We start from the raw sequence: 17,308 nt of genomic DNA, 5'->3' as shown, positions 1-17,308 counted from the left end.
TTTACCTCACGGACAACGGGTTTTGCCTCTTCCCGGGAAAGGGAACACCGTCCCATGTCGTCGCCCTACCTGCTCGGTCTACGTCTCAACGGCAGGCGCGTGCTCGTCGTCGGCGGCGGGCGCGTGGCCCAGCGCAGGGTGCCCACTCTGCTCCAGGCCGGCGCGTCGGTCACCCTGGTGTCCCCGAGCGTGACGCCCGCGCTCGACGACCTCATCGCCGACGGCCTGGTGGCCTGGGAGCGCCGCCCGTACCAGGTCGGCGACTGCGACGGGGCCTGGCTCGTCCAGGCGTGCACCGACGAGCGGTCGGTCAACGCGGCGATCGCCGCCGAGGCCGAGGCCAAGCACATCTGGTGCGTACGCGCCGACGACCGCGACGCCTCCGCCGCCTGGACGCCCGCGAGCGGACGCGTGGACGAGATCAGCGTCGCGATCACCGCCGGAGGCGACCCTCGCCGCGCGGCGGGCATCCGGGACGCCGTGGTCGACGCTCTGCGCGACGGCACGGTGGACGCGCGCCGCGACCGCACCAAGCCCGTCGGTGTCGCTCTGGTCGGCGGGGGCCCCGGAGACCCCGGCTTGATCACCGTGCGCGGGCGCCAGTTGCTGGCCCAGGCGGACGTGGTCATCGCCGACCGGCTCGCACCCCGATCGGTGCTGGACGAGCTCGCGCCCGACGTCGAGCTCATCGACGCGGCCAAGATCCCCTACGGTCGCTACCTCGCGCAGGAGAAGATCAACGAGCTGCTGGTCGAGCACGCCAGGAAGGGCCGGTTCGTCGTCCGGCTCAAGGGCGGCGACCCGTACGTCTTCGGCCGCGGCGGCGAGGAGGCCCTGGCCTGTGCGCGGGCCGGCATCCCCGTCATCGTGGTCCCCGGCGTCACCAGCGCGGTGGCCGTTCCCGCCGCCGCCGGCGTCCCGGTGACCCACCGGGGAGTGAGCCAGGAGTTCCACGTCATCTCCGTCCACGTCGCGCCCGACGATCCGAGATCAACTGTTGACTGGGCAGGACTGGCGAGATCACGGGGAACCCTGGTACTTCTGATGGCTGTTGAACGAATAGCCATGATCGCTGACACCCTGCTACGCGAGGGACGTTCGCCGGAAACCCCCGTAATGGTCGTACAGGACGGTACTCTTCCGACCCAGCGAGCTCTTTATGCCGACCTTTCCACGGTGGCGGAGCGAGTGATCGCCGCTGGGACGCGGCCGCCGGCGATCGTGGTCGTCGGTGACGTCGTCAAGGTCGGCCAGGAGATCGAGATGGTTCGAGCGGAGCGGGTTCCGTGAAATCGGCTGCGAGGAAGACCGAGCGGGCCGATGTACACACCGAGCAGTCGGGTGAAACGGTGATCGAGGGCAAGGATTCCCCCGAGGCCCCGGAGGAGCGGACGGTAACGTTCCAGGCGATCCGGGGCGATGACGACGGCCCGGCCGCCGCCGCGCCCGCCGACGCCGCCGCGCCCGCCGAGTCCGCTTCCGCCGAGTCGGTCGCCGCCGATTCCGTCGACACCGATTCCGTCGAGGCGGAGTCCGTCGACGCGGAATCCGCCGACAGCGAGTCCGCCGACGCTTCCTCCTCTGAGGACTCCTCCGGCGGTCCTGCCGCCGACCTCGCCCCCTCGACCGTCGACGCGGATGACCCGACGGCGGCCACCGCCGACGTCCAGGACCCTGTGCACGCCGGCGACGTCCCGGGCGTCGAGGACGTCCAGACCCCGGACGACACCGGCGACGCCGAGGATGCCGACAACCGGGATGACGTCCAGACCTCGGGCAACAGCGAGGACAGCGGCAACGTTGAGACCTCGGGCAACGTCGAGATTTTCGGAGATGTCGAGAGCGCCGGCGCCGCGGACGACGTCGACGCTCCCCATGCCTCCGGCCCGGTCGACGACGCGGCCGCCGGCGCCGATGATGCCGGGAACGTTCGGAACCTCGACGATGTCGAAGGCGCCGACAACGCGGCGGCCGTCCAGAACGCCGACGAAGCCGACAATGCCAACAACGCCGGCGAAGGCGAAGGTGAAGGCGATGGCGCCGAGCCCGTCGATGGCCTCGGCGACCTCGGGAACGACGACTCCGGCGCCCCTGGAAACGGCGCCCCTGGAAACGGCGCCCCTGGAAATGACGCCTCTGGAAATGACGACCTCGGGAACGCCGAAGCCCTCTGGAACCACGAGGACGCAGAGGACGCCGAGGGCCTGGAAACCGCCGAGGATGCAGAAAACGCCGGGGGCGTAGCGGGCGTTGGGGGCGTGGCGGACGACGCCGGAGGCTTTCAGCCGGTTGAGGACATCTGGCACGCCCGCGTGACGCCGGCCGGCGATGACGCCGCCACCGACGTTCCGGAGGCGGCGCCCACGTCCGACCCGACCGCGGGCAGCCTGTTCCAGCCCGCACGCTCGGCGGCGACCGCCGAAGCCCGTTCGGTCTGGGAGTCCCACGCGGACGCCTCCTCTGTCCCCGCGCCCACCGCCCAGCCCGAGCCCTTCACAGGCTCGGCGGATCACCCAGAAGCGGACCCAGGCCCGGACGCGCAGCACGATCCGTACAACCGCGTGCGCGAGGTGGCGCTGCCCAAGCCCGTCTCGCGGGCGCTGACGGCGGCGCTCGCCGGGCTGCGTGACGCCGTCAGCGGGGTCCGGCTCGGCCTGGAGGTCCCCGGCGTCGAGGAGGCCCGCAAGGCGCAGGCCGAGATCCTCGCCCAGATCAAGGACTACGTCATCCCCCGGGTGCACATGAGCACCGCGCCGGCGCTCATCGCCGTCGCCGGGTCCACCGGGGCGGGCAAGTCCACGCTGGTGAACACCCTGGCCGCGGCCAAGGTCAGCGCGACGGGCGTGCGCCGTCCCACCACCGGGACGCCCGTCCTGGTCTGCCACCCCGACGACGGCGAGTGGTTCGCGAAGGGTGACGTGCTCGGCGGCCTGGTCCGTCTCGACCGCCCGGCGCCCGGCAGCGGGCTGGACAGCCTCGTGCTGGCCACGAGCGAGCGGCTGCCCCCCGCGACGGCGCTGCTCGACACCCCCGACATCGACTCGGTGGTGGAGACCCACCACGAGGTGGCGCAGCGGATGATGGACGCCGCCGACCTGTGGATCTTCGTCACGACCGCCACCCGGTACGCCGACGCGCCCGCGTGGAACCTGTTACGGCTGGCCAAGGAGCGCGGCGCGCGTATGGCGATCGTGCTGTCCCGGGTCCCGCCGAAGTCCCGGGACGTGATCGACAAGCATTTCGCCCGGATGCTCCAGGAGTACGGCCTCGGCGAGATCGACCGGTTTGTGGTCAACGAGGTCGCCGTCACCGCCGGCCGCCTTCCCGAGGAGGAGGTCGCCGACCTGCGCATGTGGCTCACCGAGCTGTCGGTCGACGACCAGCGCCGCGATCAGGCCGTCCGGGCGACCCTCGAAGGGGTCCTGAACAGCTTCCGCGGTCGCGTGCCCGCACTGGCGCGGCACATGGAGGCCCAGGTCGCCCTCCGGGCCGAGCTGCGGACCGACGTGGACGCCGCGTACATGGGCGCGCTCGCCGAGATCGACGACGCGATGAGCAACGGCTCGCTGCTGCGCGGTGAGGTCCTGGCCCGCTGGCAGGACTTCGCGGGCTCGGGCGACCTGATGAAGACCTTGCACCTGCGCCGTCCCGGCCGCCTGGCCACCAAGACCGCCCAGCAGGCCCCCGCCCGCCTGCACGCCTTCCGTTCGGCGCTCCGCTCCGGGCTCGAGGCGGTGATCGTCTCCTCGGGGCAGCGGGCGGCCGAGGAGGTCATCGCGAGGTGGCGTCAGCGCGACGGCGCCGGCGACCGTCTGGCCGAGACTCCGGGACTCGGCCGGCCGTCCGACGAGTTCGCCCGCCGGGTCGGCCGTACCATCGGGGCCTGGCAGGAGCACGTCATCGGGCTGATCCGCTCCGGCGGGGTGACCAAGCGCACGGTCGCCAAGCTGGTCGCCTTCGACGAGGAGGCGCTCTCGATGGTCTTCATGATGGGCCTGCTCGGCTACGGGAGCTCGGAGGTCGCCGCGGTCTCCGGCACCGGCACCCTCCCCGAGCGGCTGCTGCGCGGCGTGCTCGGCGCCGAGGCGCTGCGCAACATCGGGACCAAGGCGCGCAGCGACCTGCGAGCCCGCATCAGCGTCCTCTTCGACGAGGAGACGTTCAGATACGTGCAGGTGCTCGACGAGGCGGGGATCCCCGACGAGGCCGCGGCCAAGCGGCTCTACCAGGCAACGTACAACCTTGAGGTCGCCCGATGAGTGTCAGCGTTCGTCCGGGGACGACCGATACGCGAAGCGATCTGGCGTACCGGCTCTCCGCCTTGGCGAAGATCGTGGAGCTCGGTCCCGGCAGGGTCGATCCGGCTCTGATCGCCGAGTCCGGCCAGTTGCTGCTGCGCGCCGGCGACCGGCTCAAGCTGTCCGGCGAGCACACCGTCGTCGCCCTCGCGGGAGGGACCGGAAGCGGCAAGTCCTCGCTCTTCAACCGCATCTCCGGGCTCGAACTGTCCCCGACGGGGGTGCGCCGCCCGACGACCGCGCGCACGCACGCCTGCGTGTGGGGCCTGGACGGGGCGGGGCCGCTGCTCGACTGGCTGCAGGTGCAGTGGCGCCACCGGTTCGCCCGCGCGAGCGCCCTCGACCGGGGAGAGAGCCAGCTCCACGGGCTGATCCTGCTCGACCTGCCCGACCACGACTCCATCCGGGCGATCACCGACCACGAGGCCGACCGGCTGATCCAGGTCGCCGACCTGATCGTGTGGGTGCTCGACCCGCAGAAGTACGCCGACGCGGCCACGCACACCAAGTACGTCTCCGAGCTGGCGGGGCACGAGGCGGTCACCGTGTTCGCGCTCAACCAGGCCGACCGGCTGGCGCCCGAGGAGCTCGCCGAGTGCGTCGTCGACCTGTCGGACCTGCTGAAGCGCGAAGGCGTGCAGCATCCGCGCATCGTGCCCACCTCGGCGACCACAGGCAGGGGAGTGAACAGCCTCAAGAGCGTGCTCGCCGAGTCCGTCGCCCAGCGGCGGGCCGCCGTCCAGCGCCTGGAGGCCGACCTCAACCGCCTCATGGGCAAGCTCGCCAAGGTCATGCCCGCCCCTGAGGCCCTGGCGGTGCAGCCCACCGTGGACCTCGCCCGGCAGGAGGGGCTCACCGACGCCCTCTGCGACGCCGTCGGCGTCCCGGCCGTCGGCGAGGCTCTGGAGAACGTCTACGGCGTGCGCTCCATCGACTGGGTCGGCTGGCCCTATGCGCGCTGGGCCGCGCGGCTGCGCCCCGACCCGCTGAACAGCCTGCGTCTGGGCAACCTGCGCGACGAGATCAAAGCCGTGACCGCGGCCTCGGTGAGCGCCCAGCCCGCCGAGGTGGAGAACGCCGTCCAGGCCCTCGCCGACGGCCTGAGCTCCGGAATGCCCGAGGCATGGCGCAACGGCGTCCGGGATGCCGCCCGGTCTCAACTCGGCAAGCTGCCGGAGGTCCTGTCCGGCGAGCTCGCCGAGATCGCCCCGAGCCTCGACCGCGTGCCTCGCTGGTGGTGGCTGCTGAAGATCTGGCAGTACCTGCTGGTCGTGCTGTTCGTCGCCGGCGTCGGCTGGGCGGGGGCCGTCCTGCTGTACGGCGTCTTCAAGATCGGCCGAGCGCCGGCCGAGCTGCTGGGCGATGTGACCACGCTGCCATGGCTCGGGCTTATGATCGTCAGCGTGCTGGGGGTGGGCCTGTTCTCGGCGATCGCGAGCCGTAACTTCGTGGTCCTCGGGGCCGGCAACGAACGCGAGCAACTCGAACGCGAGATGCGCCGCCGCATCTCGGCCGTCTCCAAGCGGATGGTCGTCCAGCCGGTGGAACAGGAACTGCGCCGCTACAACGAATTCTTCGCCGCCCTGACCTCCGCCCGCCGCTGAGCCATCGGTCGCCGAGCCACCCCTCCGCCCGCCGCTGAGCCGTCCCGCCGCTGAGTCACCCCTTCGCCTGCCCTGCCGCTGAATCGTCCCCTCCCGCGCCGCCGGGCCATCTCCCTTCAGAGAACGGGCCCTGAGCGGCGCCGACGGCAGGCGGACCATGGCACTGCGGACCGTGCGTGGGCATCCTCATGGCATCGCGATCTGAAGAGATGAAGCGGTGAGGCAGGCGCCCTGACGCGCTGATCGTGGTGTTGTGTCTGCTTTCTGCGGCACGAATCCGGCCGCTGTGGTGGTCTGGCCTGCGCCTTCGCGGTTCTCCACAGGTGCGCGTGCGGCGCGGCGTCCTATCCACAGAATGCAGTTCGGCAATCATGGAGAGTGACGGGCCGGGCCAGACTGGCTCCCATGTCGGCGGAGACGGTCCGCCGGTCCGCCATGGGAGGCACGATGAACGACACCTACATCACGTTGGTCGGTAACGTCACCGCCGACCCCCGCCAGTTCAACTTCAACGACGGCACCCGCGTCACGTCGCTGCGTCTGGCCTCAACGCGGCGCGTGTTCGACAGATCTTCCCAGACATGGCATGACGGCGAGACCAGCTTCTATTCCGTGCGGTGTTATCGGACGCTCGCGGAGAACGTCGCCCAGTCCATCAAGCTGGGCCAGCCGATCGTCGTCCACGGTCGGCTGCGCATCCGCTCCTATGAGCGTGACGGCGAGCGCCGGTTCGTCGCCGAGGTCGAGGCCACCTCCGTCGGCCATGACCTGCGACGCGGGGTGAGCACCTTCGAAAGACCGCAGCGGGGGCCCGCCGCCCCCGCGTTCGACGAGGTGACACGGGGACAGTTCGCGGACACCACCCGCGACTGGGAGCTCATCGGGGCCGCGAGCCGGGCCGCTACAGATGGCCGAGGGGTCCGATTGAGAAGCGTCGACTCCATGGCAGGCGAGCAGAGGGCCGGCGAGTCCGGCCATACGGGCAACGCCGCCGACCCCTTGCCGGGCGCCCATGCTCCCGCCTTCGCCGACCCGATGGACACGGTGGGCGAGCAATGCGCGACCGGCGACGACATGCCCTTGGCCACCCCCGACCCCACCGACCGTCTAGCAGCGTGAACCATGAGTCCGCCCATCCGAAGCACCCGGCGAACCGACGCCCGCAGCCGCCTGTCCACCGCAGCAGCGGCGAGGGCCCGAGCTAGGGCCGCAGTCGGGGGTCCACATAAGCGAGATCCCCGGCCCCTCGGGCGACCACGAGGCCCGTGTCCCCTCGCATTCGCGTGCGGGCTGCCCCTGGCCGGGCCCACGGTGAGGTCTCTGGCGTCAGGCGAACCGAACGGCACCTCTGGTCGAGGCGGTAGTGAGGCAGGTGTCCGGGTTCGGGTGCACGGTCCCTCTGGGGCGGGACGTGGTAACGCAGGTGCCTTGGGGTTCCGGTGAGCCTCTGGTCTGCCCGGGTGAGGGAGGTGTCTGGGGTATGGGTGGACGCTGCCTTCGGTGGGCCCTGGTGACGCAGGTGCATGAGGTTTGGGTGAGCCTCTGGCTGACCGTGGTGAGGGAGGTGTCTGGGGTTTCATGAGTATTGCGTCGGGTCGGGTCACCGTGTGTCTGTGCCGGATGGGGCTGTACGGCCTGGCGGTTGGTCAGGTCCAGATGATGCCTCGCGCCATGGCTGTTCCTTTCGTGCATGGGCCGCTCGATGGGGAGCGGGCGCATCGGGCCAACCGGCTGTGTCGGCCGCAGTGCTCAACGTAGCGGTTCCCATCGCGGGCCGCACACTGCGCGACTATTGTGTTACACATCGTGAGACGTAGAGTCGAGGCAACGAACCGGTCCGGATGGAAGTGAGCGTTGGGGGATGTGATGACGTCCGGTGAACTCTCGGTCGAGCCACGCGGCGGCATGCTTTCGCTAGCCGACCGATGGCCGCTGCTGGCGCAGCCAGCCGTTCTGGTCGTCTATCTGTGCGGCACCGTGGGCCTTGCCTTCGGGGTGGCGGCCTATCTCGCGGCCTCCACCGAGTTCCGCTGGTCCGAAATGCTGACCTTCCTCGCGTTGATGGCGTGTGGGGCGATCTGCATCGAGGCGACCCGTCGCCTCGGCATGCCGGCGGGTGTGTCTCGTGACCTGCTCTCGGCCTGGTGGCTGCCCGTCGCATTACTGCTGCCACCGGTCTACGCGGTCCTCGCGCCGCTGCCGCTGCAGTTCCTGTTGCAGATACGCGTCCGGGCGACCGTGCTGTACCGGCGGGTGTTCAGCGCGGCCGCCATCGGTCTCGCGGCCGGCGCGGCGTCGGTGATCTTCCATTCCCTTGTGCCGAGCGGTAAGGGCGGCGCGCTCGGGTCGAGCGGGCCGCTGGCGATCGCGGTGGGGTGCGCTGCGCTGTTCACCGTGCTCAACACCGCCTTGATCGCCATCGCGCTTCACATGTTCGATCCGGACACCCGCTGGCGCGACGTGCTGTGGGATCGCGAGCGTGTGCTGCTCGACGTCGTGGAGCTGTGCCTAGGGGTGCTGGTCGCCATCGCGTGCGGGCTGAGCGTGGTCCTGCTGGTGCTCACCCTTCCGCCCGTGGTGCTGCTGCAACGCAGCCTGCTCCACGCCCAGCTCAAGGCCGCGGCCCGTACGGACGCCAAGACCGGTCTGCTCAACGCGACGGCCTGGCAGCGGGAGGCCGACACCGAGATCGTCCGGGCGCGGCGCACAGGGGAGACGCTGGCGCTGCTGATCGTCGACATCGACTACTTCAAACGGGTCAATGACACCTATGGCCACCTGGTGGGCGACCAGGTCCTCGCGGGCGTCGCCACGGCCCTGCGCAGCCAGCTCCGCGACTATGACGTGGTCGGGCGGTTCGGCGGCGAAGAGTTCGTCGTGCTGCTCCCGCGTGCCGACGTCGCTGAGGCGCGAAGGGTGGCCGAGCGCCTGCGGTCACGTGTCGGCCGCATGGCCATCCCCGTCGAGGACACGATGATCTCGGTGACGGTGTCCGCGGGGGTGGCCATCATGACCCTGCACGGCGACGATCTGATCGAGCTGCTCGCCGCCGCCGATCTGGCCCTCTACCGGGCGAAAGAGCTCGGCCGCGACCGCATCTGCCTCCCCGTCGCGCCCGAGCCCCCACCCCACGCCCGAGCCGAGAACACCGACGGCGGTATCGCCTGAGCATGGCTCATCGCGTCCATCCCATGCCGGACGACGACACTATGGCGATATCGCGTGTGGGTGGCGGCCTGCTGGGGGATGGGCTCGTGGTCGGGGGTGGTGGGTGGTCGTGAGGGGACAACTCCGATGGCGGAATCCCCTACTCTTAGGAGCATGCCCGAGTACATCTATACGATGCAGCGTGTCCGCAAGGCGCACGGCGACAAGGTCATCCTTGATGACGTCACGCTGCATTTCCTGCCCGGAGCCAAGATTGGTGTGCTGGGCCCCAATGGCACTGGTAAGTCCACGCTGCTGAAGATGATGGCCGGCATCGAGCAGCCGTCCAACGGCGATGCCCGGCTGATGCCCGGCTTCACCGTCGGCATGCTGCAGCAGGAGCCGCCGCTGAACGAGTCCAAGACCGTTCTGGGCAACGTCCAGGAGGGCGTCGCCGAGACGCTCGCCATGCGCGCCCGGTTCGAAGAGATCGCCGAGCTCATGGCGACGGACTACAGCGACGAGCTGCTCGACGAGATGGGCAAGCTGCAGGAGGCGCTGGACCACCGCAACGGGTGGGATGTCGACAGCCAGCTCGAGCAGGCGATGGACGCCCTCCGCTGCCCCCCGCCGGACGCCGAGGTCACCAAGCTGTCCGGTGGCGAGCGCCGCCGCGTCGCCCTCTGCAAGCTGCTGCTCGAGCAGCCCGACCTGCTGCTGCTCGACGAGCCCACCAACCACCTCGACGCCGAGAGCGTCCAGTGGCTGGAGCAGCACCTGGAGAAGTATCCCGGCACCGTCCTGGCCGTCACCCACGACCGGTACTTCCTGGACAACGTGGCGACGTGGATTCTCGAGCTCGACCGAGGCCGTTGCTATCCGTACGAGGGCAACTACTCGACCTACCTCGAGCAGAAGGCCGCCAGGTTGAAGGTCGAGGGCCAGAAGGACGTCAAGCGCAAGAAGCGCCTGGAGGAGGAGCTCCAGTGGGTGCGCTCCAACGCCAGGGCTCGGCAGACCAAGAGCCGGGCGCGTCTGCAGCGGTACGAGGAGATGGCCGCCGAGGCCGACAAGTACCGCAAGCTCGACTTCGAAGAGATCCAGATCCCGCCGGGCCCGCGCCTGGGCACCACGGTCATCCGGGCGACCGGCCTCACCAAGGGCTTCGGCGACCGGCTCCTCATGGAGGATCTGTCGTTCGACCTGCCGCGCAACGGCATCGTCGGCATCATCGGCCCGAACGGCGTCGGTAAGACGACGATGTTCCGCATGATCATGCAGGCTGAGAAGCCCGACAACGGCGACATCCTGATCGGCGACACCGTCAAGATCTCCTACGTGGACCAGGGGCGCGGCAACATCGAGCCGACCAAGAACGTCTGGCAGGTCGTCTCCGACGGGCTCGACCACATCAAGGTCGGTCACGTCGAGATGCCCTCCCGCGCCTACATCGCCGCCTTCGGGTTCAAGGGCCCCGACCAGCAGAAGCCCGCGGGCATCCTGTCCGGTGGCGAGCGCAACCGTCTGAACCTGGCGCTCACCCTCAAGCAGGGCGGCAACGTGCTGCTGCTGGACGAGCCGACCAACGACCTCGACACCGAGACGCTGTCCAGCCTGGAGAACGCCCTGCTCGAGTTCCCGGGCTGCGCGGTGATCACCTCGCACGACCGGTGGTTCCTCGACCGCACCGCGACGCACATCCTCGCGTGGGAGGGCGGCTCGAACTGGTTCTGGTTCGAGGGCAACTACGCCGACTACGAGAAGAACAAGATCGAGCGGCTGGGTGCCGACGCGGCCCGTCCGCACCGCGTCACCTACCGCAAGCTCACCCGCGACTGACACCCCACGCCTGACGGGGCTGGGAGCGCAGGTCGCGCACCGCGGCCTCGCTCGCCCTGCGCTTGACGGTCAGCGCAGGACAGGCGAGGACCGACGGTCCGCGGCTGAGTCCGTAGGCGAGCGGGCGGCATCGCCACCCCGGTCCGCGATCCGGTCGCGGACCGGGGTGGCGTTTCCTTGCCCCGGAGGAGTCGCGGCAGCGTCTGCGGAATGAACGTCATTCATGAGCGGCTGTGGGCCCGAACCACTGTCTGATCGCTTCCGTGAGCTGGTCGGTGCCGGCCCAGGCCACGTGGCCGTCGGGGCGAATCAGCAGGGCGTCGGCGGGCGGATCGTCGCACCGGGCCCTGACCACGGTGATCCATTCGTCCCCGCCCTGGTCGAGCGTGACGTTCGCGCCCAGGTCGAGCAGGACGGGGCGTCCTGCGTGCATGAGCTCGGCCACCCGGCGCTCGCCGCTGTCCGTGGTCAGCCGAAGGTCGGGGACCAGGCGGCCGACCAGAGGGTGTTCGGCCCTCTCGTACGACAGGTCGGAGCCCTGCAGCAACTCGGCGAGGTGGCGCACCGGCTGTTCGTAGGCGAAGATCTCGGCGAGCAGCGTCCGCAAGGCCTCTCCCTCCTCGCCCGTCAGGCGGTCGAGTGCCGCCTGGGCGCGCGTCTGTAGGAGAGCGCGTTCGGCGGCAGGGCGGCGCTCGGACTCGTAGGTGTCGAGCAGGCCGTCCCCCGCTCGGCCGCCGAGCCGGGCCGACACTTTCCAGCCGAGGTTGATCGCGTCCGTCATCCCGACGTTGAGTGCCGAACCGCCTGCGGGGAACAGATGGGCGGCGTCGCCGGCCAGGAAGACCCGGCCTGCTCGGTACCTTTCGGCCAGCCGGGCCTGCGCGACCGTGCTCGACAGCCAGACGGGCTCGCCCAGCGGCAGGTCCCTGCCGAGCACTCTGTCCACGGCCCCCCGGAACTCGGTGAGCGTGACGGGGCCCGCCGGACGCACACCCTTCTCCCGCACGCCGACGATGTGGATGCCCGGCTGGAGCGAGGTGAGAAGCAGGCGTCCGTTGCCCGTGCGGTTCCAGCCCGGTCGCAGCCCGGCCACCTCGGGGTCGTCGAAGACGCCGGTCATCGTGTCGGTGGTGAAATGCCCGAGCCACAGCACCTCCTCGTCGACGGTGCCGGGGAAGCCGATCTCCGCCAGCTCGCGGACGCGGCTGTTGCCGCCGTCGCAGCCCACCACGTAGCGGGCGAGCCTTTCGAAGCCCGGCCCATGGAGTGTCACCGCGGTCTCGTCCTGGGTGAGTGAGGTCAGCTCGTGGCCCCAGCGGATCTGCACGCCCAGCTCGGCCGCGCGCTCACCCAGCAGTCGTTCCAGCCGGGGCTGCTGGATCATCAGCATGCGGAGCGGGATGCCCTCCACGCCGGCGAGACGCAGCGGGACCGATCCGAACGCGAAACCGGGAGGGACGCCGACGAACGGGCTGCCGGCGCTCAGTCTCTCCAGCAGCCCTCGGTGGTCCAGCAACTCGATGATCTGTCCCCCGAGCCCGTTGGCCTTGGGCAGGTCGCCGGGTTCGGTGCGTTTGTCCAGCACGACCGGGCGGACCCCGGTGAGGCTCAGTTCGCAGGCCAGCATGAGCCCGACGGGGCCCGCTCCTACGATCACTACTTCGTCCATGCCTGTCAGGCTAGATTGACAAAGTGACCAGTGTCAATCTAGCCTGACAGGGTGGAGCTGGAAGAACTGTCGAGCCGCATCAGGTCGAACGACCCCGCTCTGGGGCTGCGCGCCGTGGGTGCGCTGCACCGGCTGGCCGAGCAGGTCGAGGCCGTCTCGGTCACGCTGGCCAGAGAGCAAGGGTGGACCTGGGAACAGATCGGCGATGCGCTCGGCATGTCACGGCAGTCCGTACACGCCAAATACGGGAAGTGAGGACCGGCGATGCCAGGGACGGCGAGAAGCGCGTTCGCCGCCGCCGTGAAGGCGGCGGCCGAGGAGGCCAGGCAGCGCGGCGACCGGCGGGTCGGCACCGAGCATCTGCTGCTCGGGCTGCTGGGCACTCCCGGGTGCGCAGGCGCTCGGGCGCTCGGTGTCGATCTCGCCACCGCCCGCGCGGCCGTGGCCGAACTGGATGCCGCCGCGCTGCGCGCGATCGGGCTGGACGTGGGACAGACACCGCAGACCCGGCCACGTAGGCATCCCCCGGTCCCGGCGACAGCGCTCAGCACCAGCGCCAGAGCCGCCGTCCACCAGGCGATCAAGGCCACGACACGCAAGAACCGGAACACCGAAGGGCCCGACCAGCTCCTCCTCGCGCTGCTCGGCCAGCAGAGACCAGACCCGGTGGCCGAGCTGCTCGACCACCTGGGCGTGAACCGCACGGTCATACGAGAGCAGCTCACATCCGACGACCGCCAGGGACGCTGACCGACGTCCAGCAAGGCATGGCACGCTGCCATCTCTCACCATCATCTCGGTGCGAATCGGTCACCATGTGCCGGCCGAACTCGTTGGCGGACGCTGTCGCTTCTCATCGACGAACGCAGATCTGCGTAAGATGGCGTCCAACAGCGACGACGGAGCCGAGTAGCACCTCGATCACCGGAGTCGGAGAGAGCCGCCGGCAGCTGCGAAGGCGGACTCCGGCCGGGGCGTGAAGACCCTCCTGAGCTGCGGGGAAGAACGACCTTCGCGTCTAGTAGAGTCCCGCCGAATCGCCCACGTCACGGGTTTGCAGAGGCCACGCCGCACGACGGCGTGGTGAAGGTGTGGTGGTACCGCGAGGATCCCGCTCGCCCACGCCTCTCAGGGGACGCGTTGCGACCAGAGGAGGCCACCACCATGCAACGCATCCTGTCCACCCAGCTGTCCGCACACGTCGGTGAGACCGTACGCATCGCGGGCTGGATACATCGTCGCCGGCTGCTGAAGTCGGTCGCTTTCCTGATTCTGCGCGACGCCGCCGGCCTGACCCAGATCGTCGTGTCCGAGAAGGCCGCCCGCGCTCTGCTTGAGACCCTGCCGGAAGAGACGACGGTCGCCGTCGTGGGCACGGTCACCGTCGAGCCGTCCGCTCCAGGCGGAGTGGAGATCACTTCGCCGGTGATCGAGGCATTGACCGACCCGGCCGAGCCGGCTCCGTTCGACCTCTACCGGCCCGACCTGCGCGCGAGCCTGCCGACGATGCTGGACCACGCGCCGGTCGCGCTGCGCCACCCGAAGCTCGCCGCCGTCCACCGCATCAGTGCGGCCGCGGTCGGCGGCTTCCGCACGGCGCTCGAAGCGATGTCGTTCGTCGAGATCCACACCCCGAAGATCGTGGGCGCGGCCACCGAGAGCGGCGCCAACGTCTTCGAGCTCGACTACTTCGGCCGTCCGGCGTACCTGGCGCAGTCCCCTCAGCTCTACAAGCAGATGATGGTCGGCGTCCTGGAGCGGGTCTACGAGGTCGGACCGGTCTTCCGCGCCGAGCCGAGCGACACCGCCCGCCACCTGGCTTCCTACACCTCTCTCGATGCCGAGATGGGCTTCGTGGAAGACCACCGTGACGTCATCGCCGCGTGCCATGCGACGGTCGGGGGCATGCTGGCCGGCATCCAGGCATCGGCCGGCGCCTCACTTGAGCTTCTCGGCGTCACCATGCCCGCGCTGACGGACGAACCCGTGGTGGTGCACTTCGCCGACGTACTGGAGATGATCAGCAGGGCGACCGGCGAGGACGTGACCGGCGAGCCCGACCTCGCGCCCGCGCACGAGCGGTGGATCGGCGAGTGGGCCTTGCGCGAGCATGGCTCGGACTTCGTGTTCGTCGAGGGCTACCCGACCGCGCATCGCGCGTTCTACACCCATCCGGACCCGGCTCGTCCCGGCTACTCGCGCGCGATCGATCTGATCTTCCGTGGCCTGGAGTTGGTCAGCGGGGGCCAGCGGATGCACCGGTACGCCGACTACGTGCGAGCGCTGACCGCGCGCGGCGAGACCGACCTGTCGGCATACTCGGGCTACCTCGACGCGATGCGCTACGGCATGCCGCCACACGGTGGCTTCGCATTCGGGCTCGAACGGTTCATGGCACGCCTGCTCGACGTGCCGAACGTCCGCCAGGTCGCGCTGTTCCCCCGTGACCTGCACCGGCTCGCTCCGTGAGCGACGCCCGGTGAGCGAACGCCGAGTGAGCGAACGCCGGGTGAGCGAGGCCGGGTGAAGGAGGCGGGGTGAGCGAGACCGGGGTGGGAATCGTTCCACCGGGTGGGGGTGGGGTGAACCGGGGGCGGGCGGTGGGTGGAGATCTGTAGCACTCGGCCGGGGTGTGGTGCGGTTTCGTCGTACTGTGGTGGAGATATCTCCTCCCCGGTGGCACACACCGGCCGGTCGTCCTGCCTGGGTTGGATTCTTTACCACCCAGGTGGACGTGCTTACCTCCGAGAGGGTCTGATGCCGCCCCCGGCCTCCCCTCGGTTCAGGCGGAGCGGAGCCACACGGCGGTGTTGGGGGGCAGGGAGGTCCCCTCGCCGTTGCCGCTGGACACCAGGACCTCCCGGTGCGGCGGCAGGGGGACGGCCTCCTCGCCGCAGTTGATGGCGCAGATCAGCTCGCCCCGCGTGAACATGAGCGCGTCGCCGGGAGCCTCCAGCCAGGCGATGGCGTCGGGCAGCGTGCCCCGCAGCGACCGGCGCAGCTCAAGGACGCGGCGGTAGAACGCCAGCGTGGAGGCGGGGTCGCCGGCCTGGCGCTCGGCGGTGAGAGCCGCCCATGAGGCCGGCTGGGGCAGCCACGGGCCGGCGCCGCCGGGTGAGAACCCGTACGGCTGCGCGTCGCCGGACCACGGGATCGGCACCCGGCAGCCGTCCCGGCCGAGCAGCTCGCCCTTGGAGCGGGCGAAGATCGGGTCCTGGCGCGACTCCGGAGGAAGGTCCTTCACCTCCGGGAGGCCCAGTTCCTCCCCTTGGTACAGATACGCCGACCCGGGCAGGGCGAGCATGGCGAGCAGAGCGGCACGCCCGCGGGCGAGGCCGGCCGAGGGGTCCAGCGAGCCCTCGCCGTAACGGGTGATGTGGCGCACCACGTCGTGGTTGGACAGCACCCAGGTGGGCGCGGTGACGGCGGCCAGCGTGTCGTCGATGATCTTCCGGAAGGCGGTGGCCGACCAGGGGGCCTCGAGCCAGGCGAAGTTGAAGCTCTGGTGCAGCTCGTCGGGCCGGACATAGAGCGCGAGGTCCTCGGCGGTGTCGGTCCACACCTCGCCGACGGCGGCGCGGTCGCCGGGGTAGGAGTCGAGCACCTTGCGCCACTCGCGGTACACCTCGTGCACCTCGGGCTGGCTCCAGATGGGCGAACGCGACTGGAACCCCTCCTCCGAGGGCGGCACGTCGGCCAGGTCGGCGTCCTTGTACAGGCCCATCGCCACGTCGATGCGGAACCCGTCCACGCCCCGGTCGAGCCAGAACCGCAGGATGTCCAGGAACTCCTCGTGGACGGCGGGGTTGCGCCAGTTGAAGTCGGGCTGCTCGGGAGCGAACAGGTGGAGGTACCACTGCCCGTCGGGCAGGCGGGTCCACGCCGGCCCGCTGAACACCGATGTCCAGTTGTTGGGCGGCGCGTCGCCGTCACGGAAGATGTAGCGGTCGCGCTCGGGGCTGCCGGGCGGGGAGGCCAGCGCGGCCTGGAACCACGGGTGGGCGGAGGAGCTGTGGTTCGGCACCACGTCGACGATGAGCCGCAGGCCGTGGGCGTGGGCGTCGGCGACCAGGGCGTCGAAGTCGGCCAGCGTGCCGAACAGCGGGTCGACGCCCCGGTAGTCGGCCACGTCGTACCCGCCGTCGGCCATGGGAGAAGGCTGGAAGGGAGTCAGCCAGATCGCGTCCACGCCGAGTTCCGCGAGGTAGGGCAGGCGGGAACGGATCCCCTGGAGGTCGCCGACGCCGTCTCCCGAGGCGTCGGCGAAGCTGCGAACGTAGATCTCGTAAACGACGGCATCACGCCACCAAGGGGAGTTCTTCACACGTCCTTGGCTGCCCCCCGAGGCGGCCACTTATGCGTTCACGAGGCTGTGGGCCGCGTACTGCAGGTAGGTCCAGAGCTTGGCGGAGAGGTCGTCGGGCAGTTCGAGGGAGTCCACGGCGTCGCGCATGTGCCGCAGCCACGCGTCGCGCTCGGGCTCGCCGATCACGAACGGGGCGTGCCGCATGCGCAGCCGCGGGTGCCCGCGCTGCTCGCCGTAGGTGGTGGGGCCGCCCCAATATTGGACGAGGAACATGCGAAGCCGCTCCTCGGCCCCGGTGAGGTCTTCCTCGGGGTAGAGGGGGCGCAGCAGCGGATCGTCCTTCACGCCCTGGTAGAAGCGGTGCACGAGGCGCTCGAAGGCCTCTGAGCCGCCCACGGCGTCGTAGAAGGACATGGACTCGGCAGGGGTAGCGGACACGCCTTCC

Annotated in this window: 12 protein-coding genes; 9 read left to right on the top strand and 3 right to left on the bottom strand. The window is 70.2% G+C overall.

The genetic code is table 11. The features are described 5' to 3' along the window. The first annotated feature begins 54 nt into the window (after positions 1 to 54). The 6 genes from cobA (at position 55) to ettA (ending at position 10,888) form a co-directional block, all read left to right on the top strand. Complete coding sequence (gene cobA / locus ABZU32_RS29070; protein ID WP_354926949.1) at positions 55 to 1,290, top strand: uroporphyrinogen-III C-methyltransferase; 1,236 nt, start codon at positions 55 to 57, stop codon at positions 1,288 to 1,290. After that, entirely contained in the window at positions 1,287 to 4,259 is a 2,973-nt protein-coding gene (locus ABZU32_RS29065) for a hypothetical protein (protein ID WP_354926947.1), read from the top strand. The genes cobA and ABZU32_RS29065 overlap by 4 nt, the downstream gene beginning before the upstream one ends. A gap of 62 nt (positions 4,260 to 4,321) precedes the next feature. Next, positions 4,322 to 5,902: a GTP-binding protein gene (locus ABZU32_RS29060; RefSeq protein WP_354926945.1), complete on the top strand. Its 1,581-nt coding sequence runs from the start codon at positions 4,322 to 4,324 to the stop codon at positions 5,900 to 5,902. 405 nt (positions 5,903 to 6,307) lie between these two features. Beyond that, a complete protein-coding gene (gene ssb / locus ABZU32_RS29055) occupies positions 6,308 to 7,021 on the top strand; it encodes a single-stranded DNA-binding protein (protein ID WP_354926943.1) in 714 nt (237 codons plus the stop codon). Between the two features lie 744 nt (positions 7,022 to 7,765). Next, complete coding sequence (locus ABZU32_RS29050) at positions 7,766 to 9,070, top strand: GGDEF domain-containing protein (protein ID WP_354927059.1); 1,305 nt, start codon at positions 7,766 to 7,768, stop codon at positions 9,068 to 9,070. Positions 9,071 to 9,223: 153 nt separating this feature from the next. Further along, positions 9,224 to 10,888 carry an energy-dependent translational throttle protein EttA gene (gene ettA, locus ABZU32_RS29045; protein WP_354926941.1) on the top strand — a complete coding sequence of 555 codons (1,665 nt, stop codon included), beginning with the start codon at positions 9,224 to 9,226 and terminating at the stop codon, positions 10,886 to 10,888. Between the two features lie 217 nt (positions 10,889 to 11,105). On the opposite strand, the gene ABZU32_RS29040 is transcribed toward ettA, so the two are convergent. Further along, positions 11,106 to 12,557 (bottom strand): FAD-dependent monooxygenase, encoded by a 1,452-nt coding sequence (locus tag ABZU32_RS29040; RefSeq protein ID WP_354926939.1) that lies wholly within the window; start codon positions 12,555 to 12,557, stop codon positions 11,106 to 11,108. Positions 12,558 to 12,608: 51 nt separating this feature from the next. On the opposite strand from ABZU32_RS29040, the gene ABZU32_RS29035 reads away from it, so the two are divergent. The 3 genes from ABZU32_RS29035 (at position 12,609) to aspS (ending at position 15,026) form a co-directional block, all read left to right on the top strand. Then, the gene (locus tag ABZU32_RS29035; protein ID WP_354850570.1) at positions 12,609 to 12,812 is read left to right on the top strand and encodes a hypothetical protein; all 204 of its coding nucleotides are present in this window, start codon (positions 12,609 to 12,611) and stop codon (positions 12,810 to 12,812) included. Positions 12,813 to 12,821: 9 nt separating this feature from the next. Further along, on the top strand, positions 12,822 to 13,307 hold the full coding sequence (locus ABZU32_RS29030) for a Clp protease N-terminal domain-containing protein (RefSeq protein WP_354926937.1): 486 nt from the start codon (positions 12,822 to 12,824) through the stop codon (positions 13,305 to 13,307). Positions 13,308 to 13,721: 414 nt separating this feature from the next. Beyond that, positions 13,722 to 15,026: an aspartate--tRNA(Asn) ligase gene (aspS, locus tag ABZU32_RS29025; RefSeq protein WP_354926935.1), complete on the top strand. Its 1,305-nt coding sequence runs from the start codon at positions 13,722 to 13,724 to the stop codon at positions 15,024 to 15,026. Positions 15,027 to 15,339: 313 nt separating this feature from the next. On the opposite strand, the gene ABZU32_RS29020 is transcribed toward aspS, so the two are convergent. Beyond that, a complete protein-coding gene (locus ABZU32_RS29020; RefSeq protein WP_354926933.1) occupies positions 15,340 to 16,881 on the bottom strand; it encodes a glycoside hydrolase family 13 protein in 1,542 nt (513 codons plus the stop codon). A gap of 30 nt (positions 16,882 to 16,911) precedes the next feature. Beyond that, complete coding sequence (locus ABZU32_RS29015; RefSeq protein ID WP_354926931.1) at positions 16,912 to 17,301, bottom strand: globin; 390 nt, start codon at positions 17,299 to 17,301, stop codon at positions 16,912 to 16,914. Between the last annotated feature and the right edge of the window lie 7 nt (positions 17,302 to 17,308).

The organism is Sphaerisporangium sp. NPDC005288, from assembly GCF_040607475.1.
GTDB lineage: Bacteria > Actinomycetota > Actinomycetes > Streptosporangiales > Streptosporangiaceae > Sphaerisporangium > Sphaerisporangium rhizosphaerae.
The sequence above is the reverse complement of the archived record's forward strand: the minus strand, read 5'-3'. Positions and strand labels throughout refer to the sequence as shown.

Coding starts and splice junctions, on each gene's coding strand:
- ssb (WP_354926943.1), top strand. CDS start 6,308: ATGTCGGCGGAGACGGTCCGCCGGTCCGCCATGGGAGGCACGATGAAC.
- aspS (WP_354926935.1), top strand. CDS start 13,722: ATGCAACGCATCCTGTCCACCCAGCTGTCCGCACACGTCGGTGAGACC.
- ABZU32_RS29040 (WP_354926939.1), bottom strand. CDS start 12,557: ATGGACGAAGTAGTGATCGTAGGAGCGGGCCCCGTCGGGCTCATGCTG.
- ettA (WP_354926941.1), top strand. CDS start 9,224: ATGCCCGAGTACATCTATACGATGCAGCGTGTCCGCAAGGCGCACGGC.
- cobA (WP_354926949.1), top strand. CDS start 55: ATGTCGTCGCCCTACCTGCTCGGTCTACGTCTCAACGGCAGGCGCGTG.
- ABZU32_RS29030 (WP_354926937.1), top strand. CDS start 12,822: ATGCCAGGGACGGCGAGAAGCGCGTTCGCCGCCGCCGTGAAGGCGGCG.